Origin of the sequence: Flagellimonas profundi (assembly GCF_017313275.1) — a bacterium.
GTDB lineage: Bacteria > Bacteroidota > Bacteroidia > Flavobacteriales > Flavobacteriaceae > Flagellimonas > Flagellimonas profundi.
In genome coordinates, this window is record NZ_JAFLNM010000002.1 from 355141 (window position 1) to 373432 (window position 18292).

Sequence of the window (18292 nt, forward strand, 5' to 3'; positions counted from 1 at the left end):
AAAAAAGAACACACTACATGAAGACGATAGACGATTTTAATTTTGAAGGAAAAAAAGCATTGATCAGAGTTGATTTCAACGTGCCGTTGGATGGTGACTTTAACGTGACCGACACAAGCCGTATCGATGCTGCAAAACCTACCATTCTTAAAGTTTTGGAGGATGGTGGTTCCGCTGTTTTGATGAGCCATTTGGGCAGACCAAAAGGCAAGGCAAACCCAGATATGTCCCTCTCACATATTACCGAAACTGTATCCGAAATTATTGGGGTCCAGGTAAAATTCGCGGAGGATTGTGTGGGCGCAAAAGCCGATGAAGCGGTTGCTGGATTGCAAAGCGGAGAAGTGCTTTTGTTGGAGAACCTTCGTTTTCATGCAGAAGAAGAAGCTGGGGACGAGTCCTTTGCCCAGGAATTGTCCAAGCATGGCGATATTTATGTGAACGATGCCTTTGGTACTGCACACCGGGCCCACGCCTCAACCACCATTGTTGCGAAATTCTTCCCAGAAAATAAATGCTTCGGCTATTTGTTGGCCAAAGAGATCAAGGCAATTGACAAAGTGATGGAAACAGGCGAAAAACCTATTACCGCTATTTTAGGTGGAGCCAAGGTGTCCTCCAAGATCACCATCATTGAAAACATATTGGACAAAGTCGATAACCTTATCATAGGAGGTGGGATGACCTACACTTTTGTAAAAGCCAAAGGAGGCAAAGTAGGCGATTCTATATGTGAGGATGATAAAATGGAGTTGGCGTTGGATATCCTAAAACAGGCCGAGGCCAAAAACGTAAAGGTGTTCATGCCCGTAGATGTTCTGGCGGCAGATGACTTTGACAATGCGGCCAACACCCAGTTTGTTGATGTGGACAAGATTCCTGATGGCTGGCAAGGATTGGATGCTGGTCCAAAGACACTTGAAATCTTTAAGCAGGTGATATTGGCGTCCAAGACCATTTTGTGGAACGGTCCTGTAGGTGTTTTTGAAATGGAAAACTTTGCAAAGGGAACCATTGCAGTGGGTAATTATATCGATGAAGCCACCCAATCTGGTGCATTTTCCCTTGTTGGAGGTGGAGATTCCGTTGCCGCAGTGAAGCAATTCGGATTTGAGGACAAAGTAAGCTACGTATCTACTGGAGGTGGTGCTATGTTGGAAAGCTTGGAAGGAAAAACCTTGCCGGGCATCGCTGCAATATTGGGCTAAGTCTCACGTTCTGAGTTATTGAGGGAAACGTTAAAACTAAGAGAATTTTGTCTCTCGGCTTTACTATTTGAGAAAAAAAAGCCATTTTAGTTCGCCCCAAAAATCAAACCTTGTCCAAATGAACCAAAAATTGAAAATAGCTGTTTTCGCGGCCATTCTGTCCGCAGCTCCCTATGTAAGTGCTCAAGAAGAAGATGCAGCACCGAATTCGGAGAAAGATTCCACATTGCTTCAAGATGAGGAAAAAACAACTATTGCTGTATCCAATATCAAAATAGATGGCCAGTTGATGGCATTGGAAACCCATGAGGATGGGAAATTCAGATTGCGTGATTTGGATGAGGCATGGCGTTACGACAGTCTTTGGCTGAACGAACTTCACAGCAATGCGGACCTATTTAGCGATATGTTGTTGGAGATTCAGAATGGCCCAGAACAAGATTCAATTTTTGAGGTTGATTTGCCTACCGATACGCTTAAAGCCCGTTTGGCCCGAATGAACGAAAAAACCCCGTTCAATATCACCTATAACGCATCTTTGGAGAGTGTGATCAAATCTTTTTTAACACGAAGAAGAGATTTGATGCAACGTATGATCACAGCAAGTCAGTTTTATTTTCCATTGTTTGAACAAGAGCTGGACAACCAGAACATCCCTTTGGAAATTAAATACTTGGCCATTGTGGAATCTGCTTTAAACCCCAAGGCAAGATCAAGGGTTGGTGCAAAGGGCCTTTGGCAATTTATGTACAGTACCGGAAAAATGTACGGCTTGGATGTAAGCAGCTATGTGGATGAAAGGCATGACCCGATCATGGCCACAAAAGCGGCAAGCAAATACCTTTCCAGACTATATGGTATTTTCGGGGATTGGGATTTGGCGCTTGCGGCATATAATTCGGGCCCAGGTAACGTAAACAAGGCTATTCGACGCTCTGGCGGATATGAAAATTATTGGAACATTCGTCCATTTCTTCCACGTGAAACAGCAGGGTATCTTCCTGCTTTTCTGGCAACCATGTACATTTTTGAATATGCCGAAGAACATGGTTTACAGTACAAAAAAGCGGATCGCCCTTACTTTGAAACGGATACGGTACACGTAAAAAGCCTTATCACGTTTGATCAAATTTCCAAATTAGTGGATATAGGCACCGAAGAACTGGAAATGTTGAACCCTGCCTACAAGCTCAACATCATACCAAAGGTGGAAGGAAAGGACTATGCCTTGCGTTTGCCGGTTTCCAAAATAGGGAAGTTCGTGTCCAACGAAGAGCAAATCTATGCCTTTGTGAAAAAGGAATTGGACTCCCTTGAAAAACCGTTGCCCAATATGGTTACTGCTCAAGACCAAATTAGATATCGTGTAAAAAGCGGTGATTATTTGGGAAAAATTGCAGAACGATACGGTGTGGGAGTCAGCCAGATTAAAAGATGGAACGGGCTGCGAAGCAATAACCTCCGTATTGGACAACGATTGACTATTTTTCCAAGAAAGCCCTATATCGCTAAAAACACCACAAACAGCAATAGCTCTAAGTCTTCAGGAAATGTGGCGAGCGGTTCCAAAGTTCATACAGTTAGGTCAGGGGACTCCCTTTGGACGATTTCAAAAAAATATCCTGGAATTTCCATCGAAAACTTACGAGAATGGAACGGTATTAGTGGGAACAATCTAAAACCGGGCACAAAACTTAAATTGTGTGATTGTTCTTCGTAAATTTAGCACAAGATGAAAAAATTAGGAACACTATTGTTTGCCACCGTTTTGTTGGCATTGGGATCCTGTAATAACTCAGGTTCAAAAGAAAGATTTCTACCCCCCTCTACAGGAGGGATCAACTCTTTGATGGTTGTAATGGACACCGAACTATGGAGAGGACCGGTAGGCGAGAAAATAAGGGATGAGTTTGCGGCCCAGATTATTGGTTTGCCTCAAATTGAGCCCAAATTTACCATAACACAGGTGCCTCCAAAGGTTTTTAAGGGCACCACAACACATTCCAGGTCTATTCTTTATGTAGAGAAGGATTCAACCTCCTTGGCCCATATTAAGGACGATGCATATTCCAAACCACAAAAGGTGGCGGTGGTGACAGGGCCTACAGAGGAAGTCATGATCAAAAATTTGGATTCCTTGGCCGATAGGGCCATCAAGGAGTTCAAGGCAAATGAAATTGCCGAGGCACAGCAACGCTTTAAACGCTCCCTCAGTAAAGATCAAGCTTTAGAGGAAGAGTTTGGGATCCAACTCAACGTTCCATCGCTTTATAAAGTAGGTAGAAGAGAGGATAATTTTGTTTGGATGGATATCGAGATCCCTAAAGGAACCATGAACATTGTCGCATATGAAATGCCATGGGATTATTTTAGCAATGACTCCACCTTTGTACAGGATATCGTGAGGATGCGTGACTCTATTGGCGAAAAATATATTCCCGGACCTTATGAGAATACGTATATGATCACGGAGAAAGCTTTTGCACCATATGTTTTCCCTGCCGAAATCGGAGGAAAAAAGGCGGCTGAGGTTAAAGGTGTTTGGGAAATCCACGGATATCCAATGGCCGGTCCTTTTCTTACCTATATCATCAACGATAAGGAAAACAACAGAAAAATGATTGTGGAAGGGTTTACGTTCGCACCTTCTGAAGCTAAAAGGGATTATATGTTTGAGCTGGAGGCCATATTGAAAACCATAAAGTTTGAAACTTCTACCGCGGCAGATTAAGTGAGAGCTGCAATAATAAATAAACAGAAAAGCCCAGAAACCAAGTTTCTGGGCTTTTCTGTTCTTTAAAGCTTAGGCTGGTTAATCAAACGGAAAGCCTGTAGCCACCCTGTACACAAAGGCATAAAGCACGATGAGGAACATGATAAAACTGAACCAGGCAAATACCTTAAAGTATTTTTCCACTATTATGTTTCCCAAATTGCGGAAAGCCTCTATATAAATTTCTTTTACGAGTAATAATTTCTTCATAAGCTTGATTTTAAGATTTAAAGACATTACAAAGGTTTGATTTTGTCAACATCAAAGAAAAACAAACGGATGAAAGACGATAAAAACAGGGTGAAAGCTTAAGCTTTAAGCTAAAAATCCGCAAAGCCATTGATTTGATCGACAAATGACATATTGCCATAAACAGGTGGACGGAAATAATGATCGATGAAATGCAAAAAGCCGTTCAAGAATTAAGAAATACCGGGTCTTTTTTGGTGTGGCTCAGCCTTATTCCGGGACGATGTAAAACTCGGATCTTCTGTTTAATCGATGCTGGCCAGGACCACATGGTGTGCCATCGGAACAGTTGTTCAACAAACGGTCCTCCCCATAACCAATAGCGCTAATAATCCGTGAGGGGTCTATACCCTTTGAAATAAGATACGACCTTGTAGATTTTGCGCGCTTATCCGACAAGTACTTGTTATATGATTTGGAGCCAATGGCATCGGTATGCGATTCAATTTTCAAGGATAGCTCCGTGTTTTCTTTTAAAACAGCAATTAGTTTATCCAATTCTTTGGCTGCGTTTGCTGTTATTTGATGACTGTCAAAATGAAAGTATACATTCTCGGGCTCAAATATATCATCGACATCAACTTCTTTTTCTATTAATTTTTTTTTGAGGAATTGCGATATTTCAACCTGTTCGTTATCCTTGGTTTTTACCGAAAGGCTATCTTTTTCAAACCCCTCCTTCCTTGCAACGAGCGTATAGCCGGTCACTGGGTCCAAATACTTAAAGGTATATTTTCCGGTGGAGTCCGCTAAAGCTTCATTCTGTAATGTTCCATTTTGATTGAACAGCCGTATTTTTGCTTCATTGATTGGATCGCCTGTGGTAATATCTTTAACAGAACCGGATATCGCGTTAAGGTTAAGGGTATATTTAAATGAATAAATGTCATCATCGCCTTTTCCTCCCTTTCGGTTAGATGCAAAATACCCTTGCTCACCCGATGCGTCTATAATATAGCTGAAATCGTCCCTGTTGCTATTGATGGGTTTACCTAGATTTATGCCTACGCTAAAAACTTCGCCGGAACCATCGGATTTATACACATCCAAACCTCCAAAGCCCATAGCTCGGTTTGATGAAAAATAAAGGGCATCATCGGTGATGTAAGGAAACATTTCCTTTGCATCGGTGTTAACCGTTCTTCCAAGGTTTTTGGGCTCAGAGTACGTGTCATTTTCGTAAATATCCACCACATAGATATCCGTTCCACCAAAGCCTCCTGGCCTATCAGATACAAAATACATCTTTTTACCATCTTTGCTGATTGTTGGGTGACCTGTGGAATAATTGTCCCCGTTAAAGGGAAGCTCTACAGCGTCCGTCCATTCCCCCCCTAAAAACTGAGAGCGATAGATTTTCAAATGGTTGATACCGTTTTTCCCTCTTTTGAGCCTTTTGCCATAATTGTTTCGGGTGAAATAGATGGTTTTTTGGTCTGGGGAAAAGGCCAACGAGGCCTCGTGATATTTAGTGTTTATTTTTTTGGAGAATTTTTCGGGACTGAACAGGTCTCCCTCCTCGTTCTTTCGCTTGGACACATAAAGATCTAAAAAAGGCTGATTGGTCCAGCGATAGCGACGGGTCGTCAAAACAGAAGAATCTTTGGCAGATGCATATACAATATCCGAACCCTTGTAGAACATTGGGGAGAAATCGGAATATTTCGAATTAATCCCAAGGTTTTTGATTTTAACATTGGTCGCACCTTTCCAAGTGCCGGGCTCAAGGCGCTTTAGTTCTTTAAGGGGCTGGTCCCGTTTCTGCCGCAGAATTTTGGTCAAGGCTGCAGCTCTTCGATATTTTCCTGTTCCCTTTAAGGTTTGCGTGTACTTGAAAAAAGTATCTTCCTGCATTTGGTCTTGATACCTTTGGTACAGCTCATTGTACCATTTGTAAGACTTTTCAAGGTTTCCGGTATAATAATGGGAATCGCCAGCTCTTGATAGTAGCGTTAGGGTGTGTTCAGCATTTGTTTTTTCGAGTACCAAATCGAAAATTCGAGCAGACTCCGCATACCACATTTTGTCAAAGTATTCGTTGCCTTTTTCAATGAGTTTATCGGCAATGCCTTCTTTGCGCAAGTATTTTACAAGTTTTTTGTTGCTGAGACCGTCCAGGTGCTTAACAAAATCGGAGCTATTGTTTTCTCCATTGACCTTGGCCGTGCCGGAAAGAGAAGTCGTCCCATCAAAATCGGATAGGGCCAGCTCTTGGGAAAATATCCCAAATGAGCATAGGAGGAAAATAAGCAAGGTCAGTTTTTTCATTACCACTCCATCTGCACAAATGAACAAAACGTTCATTTGGAGGTTAAGCATTAGGGGCTTAACAGTTTAGTTGTAACCGCTAAAATAGAATATGGTAAGTGGGGTGATAACTTTTTGTTGTGAAAGGATGAATTTCTGGCGTTGAACGCTTAAAAAATGTTGTCGTTGGTCGAAAACCTTTAGTAAAACGGCACGTTTCAGCGCACAAAAAGTCAATTAGGATTTTGACTCGTTGCTTCCGCCTTCCAACTTTTCGTCTTCTTTCGTCGCGTCCTTGAATTCTTTGATTCCGCTTCCAAGGCCCTTCATCAGTTCTGGGATTTTTCTACCTCCGAACAGCAAAACAACCACGGCAACAATCAAAACAATCTGCCAAGGACCTAGCATTCCAAGAAATATAGTTTGAGCAATCATATCTTCAAAACCTTTAATTAGAAATGTAAAAGTACTAAAAAGATGTTGAAGAGCATGTTCGATTAACGAAAATTAGCATTTGAAAATGAATTTTAAGAACTTATTCCCTTCAGCTTTTTAAAAAGCTTAACATCCATATTAAAATCTAAGACTATCTTTGTTCACCATGGCTAAGGACAAAAAGAAAAGAAAGGAGATAAAACGAAAGCTACTGCACAAGTACCGCTTGGTTATTCTTAACGAAAGCACCTTTGAGGAAAAGATATCCTTTAAGCTCAATAGGTTGAATGTTTTTGTTACCGGAACCATGTTCATCATTGTTTTGATAGGCATTACCACTTTGATCATTGCCTTCACCCCATTGCGGGAATACATCCCTGGCTATTCCTCCACAAAATTGAAGAGACAGGCCACGGAACTTACTTACAAAACCGACTCTTTGGTAACAGTACTTAATTATACCAACCGGTATTTAGACAATGTACGAAAAGTTTTGAGGGGTGATATCGAAAACAACCAGACCAATCGCGATTCGTTGTTCGAACAATATAAGTTGGATCCCGCCTCTGTTGATCTAACCCCAATAAGACAAGATCTTTTATTGAGGGAAGAGGTGGAGCTAGAGGATAAGTACAACCTTTTTGAAAGGGACGTGGAGAATTTGGGTACGTTGTTCTTCTCGCCGGTCAACGGAACAGTCTCACAGGGGTTCGACCAAAAAACCAAGCACTACGCAGTGGATTTGGTGGCCCCAAAAGATACGCCCGTAAAATCCATTGCGGACGGAACGGTGCTTTTTGCGGAATGGACCACAGAAACGGGCTATGTGATGATCATAGAACACCAGGAGGGGATTACTTCTGTATATAAGCACAATGGCTCATTGAGCAAGTCCCAAGGTGATTTGGTCAAAGCGGGTGAAGTGGTTGCCTCCATCGGTAATACAGGGGAACTCACCACGGGTCCGCACCTTCATTTTGAGCTATGGAGAAAAGGAAAGCCCGTGAATCCCCAGAACTATATTGATTTCAACTAAATGTCCCTAAAAGCATTTGCTGCAAAAATATTTGCCAATCGGATAGCCAAAAAGACCGAGAAATGGGTAAACCAGCCTGTGAAAACCCAACAAAAGGTTTTTAACCATCTGGTGTCCCAGGGCAAGGGCACTATATTTGGAAAGGATCATCAGTTCGGAACGATTAATTCGCACCAAGATTTTGTGGAGCGCGTTCCTATTCGGGATTACGAAGAACTGAAAGGATACGTTGAGCAGATCATTGATGGCAAAGCCAATGTGCTTTGGCCAGGCAAACCGATTTATTTTGCGAAGACATCGGGTACCACTTCGGGAGCCAAATATATTCCCATTACCAAACCATCCATTAAAAATCAGGTAGAAGCATCGCGAAATGCCATTCTTAATTATATCCATGAAACTGGAAATGCTGATTTTGTGGATGGCCGAATGATCTTTTTGCAGGGCAGTCCCGAATTGGAAGAAAAGAACGGCATTAAATTGGGGAGGCTCTCTGGAATATCGGCTCATTATGTGCCGAATTACCTTCAAAAAAACCGGTTGCCAAGCTGGGAGACCAATTGTATTGAAGATTGGGAAACCAAAGTGGATAAGATTGTTGAGGAAACGGAAAATGAGAACATGACCGTTATTGCTGGGATTCCATCCTGGGTGCAGATGTATTTTGAAAGACTCAATGCCAAAACGGGTAAAAAGGTTGGGGAGCTTTTTAAAGAATTTCAATTGTTCATCTACGGAGGAGTGAATTATGAGCCTTACCGGGCCAAGTTTGAAAACTTGATCGGCAGAAAAGTGGATAGCATTGAGCTTTTCCCCGCCAGTGAAGGCTTTTTTGCCTATCAAAACTCTCAAAAGGAAAAGGGGATGCTTTTACTCTTGGATGCTGGTATATTTTATGAGTTCGTAAAAGCAGATGAGTTTTTTGATGAAAAACCCAAACGGTTGACCATTGCCGACGTGGAACTGGATGTGGACTATGCCATGGTAATTTCCACCAATGCGGGATTGTGGGGGTACAATTTAGGGGATACCGTTCGGTTTATTTCCAAAGACCCTTATAAAATTGTAGTGTCTGGAAGAATCAAACACTTTATTTCGGCTTTTGGCGAGCATGTAATCGCCAAAGAGGTGGAAGAGGCTTTGCGATTGGCCGTGGAGCAGACGGATGCCTTGGTCAACGAATTCACGGTTGCCCCACAAACAAATCCCGGGGAGGGAGAGCTTCCCTATCATGAGTGGTTCATCGAGTTTCAGAGAGAACCATCGGACCTGGCTGCATTTTCTCGAATAATGGAAGAGAGCATGAAGAAACAGAACAGCTACTATTTTGATTTGATCGATGGACACATTCTTCAGCCACTAAAAATCAGCAGAATTCAACCGAATGGTTTTCAAGATTACATGAGATCCATTGGGAAATTGGGCGGGCAGAACAAGGTACAGCGCCTTGCCAACGACCGTAAAGTAGCCGCTGGGCTGCAACCCTTTAAAATTAGTTGACATAGAACAGCTTCATTTTCATAGGAATTCACTTATTTTTGCCAGAAGATATGATGGCAACAGAAGTAAAACAGACAACTAGGGCACAGGAGTCCACCAATGCGATAGAGCGTTTGTACATTACCATGCGGCATCTGCTCAACCGTGGATTCTACAAGCCGTCCGGCGTTTCCGGAAATGCGCTTCGCAGCGCTCTGCTATTGCTCAGGCCCGAAATTTATGGCACCATTGCCGAAGACAAGGCAGAACTCAACGGATTGATTTATGTACTGGAACGATTACCGGAAGGTATAGAGGAGTGCCGTTTTATCAATCTGACTTCAGATGAAGGTTTTGCCAAATCGCATTTGAAGGCCATTGTTCCACCAAAGCGTAGAAGAAATTGCTACCGCATCGACGACGAGCAGATGAACATCGAAATCACTCGGGGAAGGAGCGATATTTATGATATTTTGACCCACCTAACGTTTTTGTTTGTTGAATCCGACAAAATTTGCAGAAGGGTATTGGTGGATAACGGCAATGCCACCATTCGGGATTGGGACAAGCTTACCGAATTTGTACTTTCCGAAGAAAAGGACAACGAAGAAAGGGAGGTGGCCCTGATACATTGCGCCAATATATTGGGCAGGACTTTTGATGAGGTCGTGGAAATTGAAAACAAATTAAAGACCTCCGAGGACCCTGACCGTTTTTTAAATGTGATTTATTGGTTGGGCAAACTTGCCATTGAGGAAGAAACCACAGGCAACAAAAGAACTATAACGTTTAGTCCATTATTGCGAGAGCGTTTGGGGCACCACATACATGGAGAAAAGTGGGCGAATAAAATTAAGAGCACCTTACAACAACACAATTTGATGCATAGACCGCTTCATATTATAAGCGCCAATATGCACAGTGTGATGAATTCCCTTTTTGCCAAAAAAGCCTTGTCAAAAGAATTTCCCGATAGTGAATCTTTGGACATTTATGAAGCTTTGGGCTCCGAGAAGCATAAAGCACTCAACAAAAAGGTAAAAAGCCATGCTGAAAAGAACGGCATGATTTTTTTGGACGATGAATCCGGAGCCAATATCGATGTTCAAATATTTGATACCGCCAAGTTTGGAAAAGAAAGCTGTTGTTATAAGTTGCCAGAGGATATTTCGGAGGAAGAAAAACCCGTTATATTTGTGATGGACTATGCCTTTGGAGAACAGGCTTATGAGACGATAGACGAGCTGTTGAAGCCTATGGAAGAAGGCGATAAAAAAACTTTTCTTAATGTTGATTCGGTTTCCATTATGGGAAAAGCGGGCATTTTGGAAGGCGGCAAGGGTGATTTGATGATTCCATCGGCCCATATTTTTGAGGGAACAGCGGACAATTACCCCTTTAAAAATGAGCTTAACGGTTCAGATTTTGAAGGATATGGTCTAAAAGTAATGGAGGGCACCATGGTTACCGTATTGGGAACATCGTTGCAGAATAGGGACATCCTTCAGTTTTTCCACGAATCCACCTGGAATGTTATAGGTTTGGAAATGGAAGGGGTACACTATCAGAAAGCAATACAGTCGGCCTCTCAAATTCGAAAAAGCATTAAAAAAGATGTGAAGGTGCGATACGCATATTACGCATCGGACAATCCCTTGGAAACTGGAAGCACTTTAGCTTCTGGCGGATTGGGAACAACAGGGGTAAAACCCACATATTTGATAACGGACAGGATTTTAAAACAAATATTCAATTCATAGGTATGGCAGACCAACCAGTAAATCAGAACAGTTCAGGCGAAATAGACTTGGGACAATTGTTCCAGATGATCGGCAGGGGCTTTCAAAGGTTCTTTAATTTCATCGGCAGCATTTTTAAGGGCATTTTCCATATAGTTATGCTGTTTCTGTTGTTTGTTCAAAAGAACATCATAGTTATTGCTGCAGCTATCATAATTGGCGGAATCGGAGGCTTTATTTTGGATAAAGTCCTACCCGAAAAATATATCTCCCGAATGGTGGTGGAACCAAACTTCAATAGCGTTCAGCAACTATACAACAATATTGCCTTTTACAACGATTTGGCCGAAGCACAAGATTCTGTTTCTCTAGCTACGGCTCTAAATATAACAGAACATGAAGCAGCCAGCATTGAAGAAATTTTCGCGGATTCCTATTCAGATGAAAATCAGAAAATAAAGCTTTTTGATCAGTTTATTCGTGGTTTGGACACCACTACCGTTAAAGCCATCGATTATGAGAACTACTTGAACAATTTTAACTCCATGGATGCTAGGTTTCATCAAATATCCATGATCAGTACTGACAATAGAGTAGCTAAAAAAGCGCAACCGGCCATTATTAACTCGATTTCGGTCAATGAATACTTCAAGCTTCAAAAAAGAATCAATGATGAAAACTTGGACCTTCAGGATACCATTTATAGGAAACAATTGGAAGAGCTTGATTCTTTACAAAGCCTGTACAGAACTGTATTGGTAAAAGAAGCGGATAAACCCATGCAGGGTACCAGCATTAATATGGCAGAAACTGGCGAATCAAGAAGTAGGGAGCTTGCTTTGGTACAGGAGAAAGATGTTTTGAAAGAAAAATTGGTAGAATTAAACCAGGAACGTGCCAATAAATCGACCATCATCAACGTAATAAGTGATTTCCCCACAAGAGGTGTGGAACAGAAGGGAATTTTGAGCAGCTACAAGTTTAAGCTTCCATTGGCGCTGTTAGCTTTGGTGTTTGGTGTATTGGCGTTGTTGGAACTTAATAGGTATTTGAAAGCCTATAACCAAAAATAAACAGGCAGAGGATTACCAAAGTAAAAAAGAATGTAATGAGGAGAATCTTGGTAACTGGTGCTGGGGGCCAATTGGGAAAAACATTGAAGGATTGTTCCATTGATTTTAAAGGAGCTATTTTTGACTTTAAAACCTCAAAGGAACTCGACATCACTATTCCTGAAAAAATTAAGCAGACCTTAAAAACGGGCAATTATGATTACTGCGTCAACTGTGCCGCATATACCAATGTTGAACAGGCAGAAAAGACCCCTATTGAAGCCTATAAGGTAAACGCCGAAGCTGTAAATCACTTGGCTAAGGCATGTAAAAATCATGATGTTTCCTTGGTTCATATATCAACGGACTATGTTTTTGACGGGACCAAAAATAATCCCTATACAGTTGATGATTTAACCAATCCGATTAATGAATATGGAAAATCTAAATTAAAGGGTGAGGAATATATTCGTGAAATATTACCCAACCATTTTATTATTCGCACATCTTGGCTTTATAGTAAAAAGTATGGGCATAATTTTTATCGTACTATTCTAGCAAAAGCAGAACAAGGTGCAGAGTTAAGGATTACTGATGAACAGGTTGGGTGTCCTACGGATACCGAAACATTGGCAAAGTTCATTCTTGATGAGGTAATTTGTGGTCATAAACCCTATGGCACATATCATATTACAGATGGAAAACCAATGTCGTGGTATGAATTTGCAGAGTATATCCTCGATGAAAATGGGCTTAAGGGAAAGACCAAACTGGTTTTGGATAGGAATTATCGTACATTCGCAAAAAGGCCTAAAAACAGCATATTAATTTAACCAAAAACACTTTTAAAACTTAATGGGAAAAGGCAACCAAAAAAACATCTTGATCACTGGAGGCGCCGGGTTTATAGGTTCTCACGTGGTAAGGCGTTTTGTTGAGAACTATCAAGACTACCACATTTTCAATCTTGATGCCCTAACGTATGCGGGTAACCTAGAGAATCTTAAGGATATTGAACACCATAACAATTATACATTTATAAAAGGAGATATAACAAATGACGATTTTCTGACCAACCTTTTTTCAGAAAATGAATTTGATGGTGTTATTCATTTAGCAGCAGAGTCTCATGTGGATCGGTCTATTTCCGACCCTTTATCATTTGTAAAGACCAATGTTTTGGGAACAGTGAATCTGTTGAACCAATCGGTTAAAATGGCAAAAAAGAATCCTGATTTCCGTTTTTACCATGTAAGTACTGATGAGGTGTATGGAGCACTGGGGGATACTGGATTTTTTACCGAGTCCACACCATATAGTCCTAATTCTCCTTATTCTGCATCCAAGGCAAGTTCAGATCACTTTGTGAGGGCTTATGGCGAAACTTACGGACTCCCTTTTGTGGTCTCCAATTGCTCCAATAATTATGGGCCAAATCACTTTCCCGAAAAATTGATACCTCTTTTTATAAACAATATCATCAACAATAAACCATTGCCCGTTTATGGTGATGGGAATTACACCAGGGATTGGTTGTATGTAAAAGACCATGCAAGGGCCATTGATTTGGTTTTTCATGAAGGAATCAATGGAGAAACTTATAACATAGGTGGTTTTAATGAGTGGAAAAACATTGATTTAGTCAGGTTGCTGTGCAAGTTAATGGATAAAAAGCTTGGAAGAAAAGAAGGCGCTTCCGAAGAACTGATCGCTTTTGTGAAGGACCGTCCTGGTCACGACCTCCGTTATGCCATCGATGCCACCAAAATAAACAAGGAATTGGGTTGGAGCCCATCCGTAACATTTGAACAAGGACTTGAACTGACCATTGAATGGTATTTTGAGAATAAGGAATGGTTGGAACATGTCACATCTGGCGATTACAAAGAATACTACAAAAAACAATATCAATAAAGTTAATAGCAAGATGAAAGGAATTATATTGGCCGGAGGGTCAGGCACTAGATTGCACCCATTAACACTTTCTGTGAGCAAGCAACTGATGCCTATTTACGACAAGCCAATGATTTACTATCCATTGTCTACTTTAATGTATGCTGGGATAAAAGAGATTCTTATAATTTCCACACCAAAAGACTTGCCTCTTTTCAAGGAACTTTTGGGAGACGGGGAGAAATATGGATGTTCTTTTGAATATGCAGTGCAAGAGGCGCCCAATGGGCTTGCGGAAGCATTTATCATAGGAGAGGAATTCATCGGTAAAGACAAGGTGGCCCTTATACTTGGCGACAATATATTTTATGGTACCGGGTTATCAAAATTGCTGCAAGCAAACAATGATCCACATGGAGGGATTATTTATGCTTATAGAGTTCATGATCCGGAACGTTATGGTGTCGTAGAATTTGATGAGGATGGAAGGGCAATTAGTATAGAAGAAAAACCTACCAACCCGAAATCCAATTATGCAGTTCCAGGAATATATTTTTATGACAATCAAGTTGTTTCCATTGCAAAGAGCATAAAGCCAAGTCCTCGTGGAGAATTGGAGATTACAGATGTTAACAAAGAGTATTTGAATCAAGGAAAGCTGAGTGTAAGCATCTTGGATAGGGGAACAGCTTGGTTGGACACCGGAACATTTCAATCGTTGATGCAGGCGTCTCAATTTGTTGAGGTCATAGAAGAGCGTCAAGGTTTAAAGATAGGCGCCATTGAGGCCGCGGCATACGAAATGGGCTTTATTGACAAAAATCAATTTAAAGCATTGGCAGAACCACTAATGAAAAGTGGCTATGGGAAAAACCTATTGGGAATTTTGAATAAAGGTATTTGATGAAGGTAACTGAAACCAAACTAAAAGGTTGTTTTATCCTTGAGCCCAAAGTTTTTGAAGATGACCGAGGGTATTTTTTTGAGAGCTTTAATCACAAAACCTTTTGTGAAGCAATAGGGCAAGAGGTGGATTTTGTACAGGACAATCAATCCTATTCAACAAAAGGCGTTTTAAGGGGGCTACATTTTCAACATGGAGAGCATGCCCAAGCAAAACTGGTTCGTGTGCTCGAAGGACGAGTGTTGGACGTTGCAGTCGATTTGAGGAAAGACTCACCTTCTTATGGAGAGCATGTATCGGTAGAGCTCACGGCAGATAATAAAAAACAATTGTTTATTCCTAGAGGGTTTGCCCATGGATTTGTCGTTTTAAGTGAAACTGCCCATTTCTTTTATAAATGTGATAATTATTACAATAAAGAATCGGAAGGCGGTATAAAATACAATGACACACATTTAAATATTGACTGGAAAATTTCTCCGGAAGACATGTTGGTATCCGAAAAAGATAAAGAATTGCCAAAACATTTTAATCCATTAACTTAAAAAATAGTAATTGATCTCAACAGAATTAAACCATCAACTTACTCGTGCCATTAAAGCATCCATAGATGCTGGCAAGGCAATCATGAAAATATATAACTCAGCTGATTTTGGGACAGAGTTTAAAAAGGATGATTCCCCACTGACGCAAGCGGATTTGGAATCCAATAGGGTAATTATGTCCTATTTAACCAAAACAAGCATTCCGATTATTAGTGAGGAGAACAAAAACCTTGATTATAGCGCTAGGAAAAATTGGGATGTTTGTTGGATGGTGGACCCATTGGATGGCACAAAGGAATTCATAAAAAGAAACGGCGAGTTCACGGTCAATATAGCACTAATTAAAAATGGAACTCCAATTATAGGTGTTATTTATGTTCCTGAGACCCAAGAGCTCTACTATGCCAATGTTGAGGAGGGAAAATCGTTTAAAATAGCTGTGAGTGATGTTAAGGAATTACCTGAAAACCTTTTTGATAAAGGAAATCAGTTGCTCCCTGCAGAAAAAAGTGGCTCAACAACCAAGGTCGTTGGCAGTAGATCTCACATGAACGAACAGACTGAACAGTTTATAGAAGAACTAAAAAACAAAGGAAAAAATATTGAGATAGTCTCCAAAGGAAGTTCCTTGAAATTTTGTATTGTCGCAGAAGGAAAAGCAGACATTTACCCCCGGGTGGCACCAACAATGGAATGGGATACCGCAGCAGGACATGCCATATGCACAGCGATGGGATTAAAAGTGACCAACTGGGAAACAGGTGAAGATTTGACATACAACAAGGAAAACCTTTTGAACCCCTTTTTCTTAGTAAAATAAATGACGAAAAAAGTATCCTATAAAAGACATTTGGCCAAGACCATAACCTGGAGGCTTGTTGGTACATTGGATACTATATTGCTCTCGTGGGCAATCACTGGCAACCCATTTACTGGACTGAAGATAGGTTTGGCAGAAGTTGTAACCAAAATGCTTCTTTACTATTTTCATGAAAGAATATGGTTAAATGCAGGAATTGACGATAGCAGGAAGAGGCATATTATAAAAACACTGACTTGGAGGGTACTTGGAACTTTGGATACCATAACGTTATCTTGGATTATTTCTGGAGACCCATTCACGGGATTAAAAATAGGATTTGCCGAGGTCATTACTAAAATGATGTTGTATTATTTCCATGAAAGGACATGGTACAAGATTAATTATGGACTGGATAAAAGAAATCGAGCAAAAAGATGGAGGAGAACATCATAAAGCACAACTATAAAATTGGAATGAATGAAAGAAGAAAGGCCAATGGGCACAATTCATTCCTAATATTCTTTACGGGTCTATCAGGCTCCGGAAAATCTACCGTTGCCAATGCTCTCGAACAAAAATTGGTTGAAGAAAAGATAAAAACCTATACACTTGATGGTGACAATGTACGAAAAGGAATCAATAAGGATTTAAGTTTTTCTGCTGAAGATCGCTCAGAAAACAATAGAAGAATAGGAGAAGTGGCAAACCTTTTCGTAGATGCCGGTATGGTGGTTTTGGCCGCATTTGTGGCTCCTTTTGAAAAGGACCGAAATTTCATCAAAGAAACCGTGGGGGAGGAAAACTATGTTGAGGTGTTTGTGAATACCAGTTTGGAAGAATGTGAAAAAAGAGACGTAAAAGGGCTCTATAAAAAAGCAAGAAAAGGAGAAATAAAGGATATGACGGGCATTTCCAGTCCTTATGAAGTACCTTTGCGCCCAGATATCATATTAACGGAGACAGAGTCCGTTGAAGATGCGGTAAGTAGAATATACGAATTGATTCGACCCAAATTACAATTGTAATGAGTAAATACTATTTAAACTATTTAGACGAATTAGAGTCCGAAGCCATTTTTGTGCTCAGGGAAGTTTGGGCCCAGTTCCAAAACCCAGTAATCTTGTTTTCTGGCGGCAAGGATTCCATTGTGGTAACCCATTTGGCAAGAAAAGCATTTTACCCAAGTAAAATACCATTTGCGTTAATGCACGTTGATACGGGACATAACTTTCCGGAAACCATAAAATTTAGGGATGATCTTATTGATAGTTTGGGAGTTCAACTCATTGTGGGATCCGTTCAAGAGTCCATAGACCAAGGAAGGGTTGCCGAGGAAAAAGGAAAGAACGCGACTAGAAATGCTCTTCAAATAACAACATTATTGGATGCCATTGAATCCAATAGGGTGGATTGTGCCATAGGTGGAGGCAGAAGGGACGAAGAAAAAGCTCGTGCCAAGGAACGTTTCTTCTCACACCGCGACGATTTTGGTCAGTGGGACCCCAAAAATCAACGACCTGAGCTGTGGAACCTGTTTAATGGGCAACAATTCGAGGGAGAGCACTTCCGCGTATTTCCAATCAGTAATTGGACGGAAATGGACGTATGGAACTATATAAAAAGGGAAAACATCCAAATACCATCCCTTTATTTTGCCCACGAACGCGAAGTGGTTTGGAGAAGCAATTCGTGGATTCCAAATTCCGAATTTTTAAAGCTGGATGAAGGCGAGGAAGTTGTAACCAAGAAAATACGCTTTAGAACACTCGGGGATATTACCATTACAGGAGGAATAGAATCGGATGCTGACACTGTTGAGAAAATTGCTCAAGAGGTATCGGCCATGAGGCAAACTGAGCGTGGAAACCGCAGCGATGATAAACGCTCCGAAACAGCTATGGAAGACAGAAAAAAACAAGGATATTTTTAG

Annotated in this window: 18 protein-coding genes; 15 read left to right on the forward strand and 3 right to left on the reverse strand. The window is 40.9% G+C overall.

The features are described 5' to 3' along the window. The first annotated feature begins 17 nt into the window (after window positions 1-17). From J0654_RS10495 to J0654_RS10505, 3 genes are all read left to right on the forward strand, one after another. Entirely contained in the window at window positions 18-1208 is a 1191-nt protein-coding gene (locus J0654_RS10495) for a phosphoglycerate kinase (RefSeq protein WP_207028687.1), read from the forward strand. Between the two features lie 118 nt (window positions 1209-1326). Further along, window positions 1327-2928 carry a lytic transglycosylase domain-containing protein gene (locus J0654_RS10500; protein WP_207028689.1) on the forward strand — a complete coding sequence of 534 codons (1602 nt, stop codon included), beginning with the start codon at window positions 1327-1329 and terminating at the stop codon, window positions 2926-2928. A 12-nt stretch (window positions 2929-2940) separates the two neighbouring features. Beyond that, complete coding sequence (locus tag J0654_RS10505; RefSeq protein ID WP_207028691.1) at window positions 2941-3939, forward strand: DUF4837 family protein; 999 nt, start codon at window positions 2941-2943, stop codon at window positions 3937-3939. A gap of 81 nt (window positions 3940-4020) precedes the next feature. On the opposite strand, the gene J0654_RS10510 is transcribed toward J0654_RS10505, so the two are convergent. From J0654_RS10510 to tatA, 3 genes are all read right to left on the reverse strand, one after another. Beyond that, window positions 4021-4191, reverse strand: coding sequence for a DUF6747 family protein (locus tag J0654_RS10510; RefSeq protein ID WP_207028693.1), 171 nt, complete (start codon window positions 4189-4191; stop codon window positions 4021-4023). A gap of 249 nt (window positions 4192-4440) precedes the next feature. Continuing rightward, a complete protein-coding gene (locus J0654_RS18400) occupies window positions 4441-6549 on the reverse strand; it encodes an OmpA family protein (RefSeq protein WP_207028694.1) in 2109 nt (702 codons plus the stop codon). 165 nt (window positions 6550-6714) lie between these two features. After that, window positions 6715-6912 (reverse strand): twin-arginine translocase TatA/TatE family subunit, encoded by a 198-nt coding sequence (tatA, locus tag J0654_RS10520; RefSeq protein WP_207028696.1) that lies wholly within the window; start codon window positions 6910-6912, stop codon window positions 6715-6717. Window positions 6913-7078: 166 nt separating this feature from the next. Here tatA and J0654_RS10525 point away from each other — a divergent pair, with 166 nt between their 5' ends. The 12 genes from J0654_RS10525 to cysD are packed head-to-tail and all read left to right on the forward strand — an operon-like array spanning window position 7079 to window position 18292. Further along, complete coding sequence (locus tag J0654_RS10525; protein ID WP_207028698.1) at window positions 7079-7948, forward strand: M23 family metallopeptidase; 870 nt, start codon at window positions 7079-7081, stop codon at window positions 7946-7948. Further along, a complete protein-coding gene (locus tag J0654_RS10530) occupies window positions 7949-9448 on the forward strand; it encodes a GH3 family acyl-acid amido synthetase (RefSeq protein ID WP_207028700.1) in 1500 nt (499 codons plus the stop codon). It abuts the gene before it with no gap. A gap of 50 nt (window positions 9449-9498) precedes the next feature. Next, complete coding sequence (locus J0654_RS10535) at window positions 9499-11187, forward strand: DUF6909 family protein (RefSeq protein ID WP_207028702.1); 1689 nt, start codon at window positions 9499-9501, stop codon at window positions 11185-11187. 2 nt (window positions 11188-11189) lie between these two features. Next, a complete protein-coding gene (locus J0654_RS10540; protein ID WP_207028704.1) occupies window positions 11190-12239 on the forward strand; it encodes a hypothetical protein in 1050 nt (349 codons plus the stop codon). A 35-nt stretch (window positions 12240-12274) separates the two neighbouring features. Then, window positions 12275-13051 (forward strand): dTDP-4-dehydrorhamnose reductase, encoded by a 777-nt coding sequence (gene rfbD / locus J0654_RS10545; protein ID WP_207028705.1) that lies wholly within the window; start codon window positions 12275-12277, stop codon window positions 13049-13051. Window positions 13052-13073: 22 nt separating this feature from the next. Continuing rightward, the gene (gene rfbB / locus J0654_RS10550) at window positions 13074-14132 is read left to right on the forward strand and encodes a dTDP-glucose 4,6-dehydratase (RefSeq protein ID WP_207028707.1); all 1059 of its coding nucleotides are present in this window, start codon (window positions 13074-13076) and stop codon (window positions 14130-14132) included. 13 nt (window positions 14133-14145) lie between these two features. Next, window positions 14146-15015 (forward strand): glucose-1-phosphate thymidylyltransferase RfbA, encoded by an 870-nt coding sequence (gene rfbA / locus J0654_RS10555; protein ID WP_207028709.1) that lies wholly within the window; start codon window positions 14146-14148, stop codon window positions 15013-15015. After that, window positions 15015-15560 (forward strand): dTDP-4-dehydrorhamnose 3,5-epimerase, encoded by a 546-nt coding sequence (gene rfbC, locus J0654_RS10560; RefSeq protein ID WP_207028711.1) that lies wholly within the window; start codon window positions 15015-15017, stop codon window positions 15558-15560. The genes rfbA and rfbC overlap by 1 nt, the downstream gene beginning before the upstream one ends. Window positions 15561-15570: 10 nt before the next feature. Continuing rightward, window positions 15571-16380, forward strand: coding sequence for a 3'(2'),5'-bisphosphate nucleotidase CysQ (gene cysQ / locus J0654_RS10565; protein ID WP_207028713.1), 810 nt, complete (start codon window positions 15571-15573; stop codon window positions 16378-16380). Continuing rightward, window positions 16381-16815, forward strand: a complete 435-nt coding sequence (locus J0654_RS10570; RefSeq protein ID WP_207028715.1) for a DUF2061 domain-containing protein — start codon at window positions 16381-16383, stop codon at window positions 16813-16815. It abuts the gene before it with no gap. Beyond that, window positions 16797-17387, forward strand: a complete 591-nt coding sequence (gene cysC / locus J0654_RS10575; protein ID WP_207028718.1) for an adenylyl-sulfate kinase — start codon at window positions 16797-16799, stop codon at window positions 17385-17387. The genes J0654_RS10570 and cysC overlap by 19 nt, the downstream gene beginning before the upstream one ends. Continuing rightward, window positions 17387-18292: a sulfate adenylyltransferase subunit CysD gene (gene cysD / locus J0654_RS10580; protein WP_207028720.1), complete on the forward strand. Its 906-nt coding sequence runs from the start codon at window positions 17387-17389 to the stop codon at window positions 18290-18292. The genes cysC and cysD overlap by 1 nt, the downstream gene beginning before the upstream one ends.

Bases quoted from the DNA above. Each gene is read 5' to 3' on its own strand.
- J0654_RS10495 (WP_207028687.1), top strand. From the start codon at position 18: ATGAAGACGATAGACGATTTTAATTTTGAAGGAAAAAAAGCATTGATC.
- J0654_RS10500 (WP_207028689.1), top strand. From the start codon at position 1,327: ATGAACCAAAAATTGAAAATAGCTGTTTTCGCGGCCATTCTGTCCGCA.
- J0654_RS10505 (WP_207028691.1), top strand. From the start codon at position 2,941: ATGAAAAAATTAGGAACACTATTGTTTGCCACCGTTTTGTTGGCATTG.
- J0654_RS10510 (WP_207028693.1), bottom strand. From the start codon at position 4,191: ATGAAGAAATTATTACTCGTAAAAGAAATTTATATAGAGGCTTTCCGC.
- J0654_RS18400 (WP_207028694.1), bottom strand. From the start codon at position 6,549: ATGCTTAACCTCCAAATGAACGTTTTGTTCATTTGTGCAGATGGAGTG.
- tatA (WP_207028696.1), bottom strand. From the start codon at position 6,912: ATGATTGCTCAAACTATATTTCTTGGAATGCTAGGTCCTTGGCAGATT.
- J0654_RS10525 (WP_207028698.1), top strand. From the start codon at position 7,079: ATGGCTAAGGACAAAAAGAAAAGAAAGGAGATAAAACGAAAGCTACTG.
- J0654_RS10530 (WP_207028700.1), top strand. From the start codon at position 7,949: ATGTCCCTAAAAGCATTTGCTGCAAAAATATTTGCCAATCGGATAGCC.
- J0654_RS10535 (WP_207028702.1), top strand. From the start codon at position 9,499: ATGATGGCAACAGAAGTAAAACAGACAACTAGGGCACAGGAGTCCACC.
- J0654_RS10540 (WP_207028704.1), top strand. From the start codon at position 11,190: ATGGCAGACCAACCAGTAAATCAGAACAGTTCAGGCGAAATAGACTTG.
- rfbD (WP_207028705.1), top strand. From the start codon at position 12,275: ATGAGGAGAATCTTGGTAACTGGTGCTGGGGGCCAATTGGGAAAAACA.
- rfbB (WP_207028707.1), top strand. From the start codon at position 13,074: ATGGGAAAAGGCAACCAAAAAAACATCTTGATCACTGGAGGCGCCGGG.
- rfbA (WP_207028709.1), top strand. From the start codon at position 14,146: ATGAAAGGAATTATATTGGCCGGAGGGTCAGGCACTAGATTGCACCCA.
- rfbC (WP_207028711.1), top strand. From the start codon at position 15,015: ATGAAGGTAACTGAAACCAAACTAAAAGGTTGTTTTATCCTTGAGCCC.
- J0654_RS10570 (WP_207028715.1), top strand. From the start codon at position 16,381: ATGACGAAAAAAGTATCCTATAAAAGACATTTGGCCAAGACCATAACC.
- cysC (WP_207028718.1), top strand. From the start codon at position 16,797: ATGGAGGAGAACATCATAAAGCACAACTATAAAATTGGAATGAATGAA.
- cysD (WP_207028720.1), top strand. From the start codon at position 17,387: ATGAGTAAATACTATTTAAACTATTTAGACGAATTAGAGTCCGAAGCC.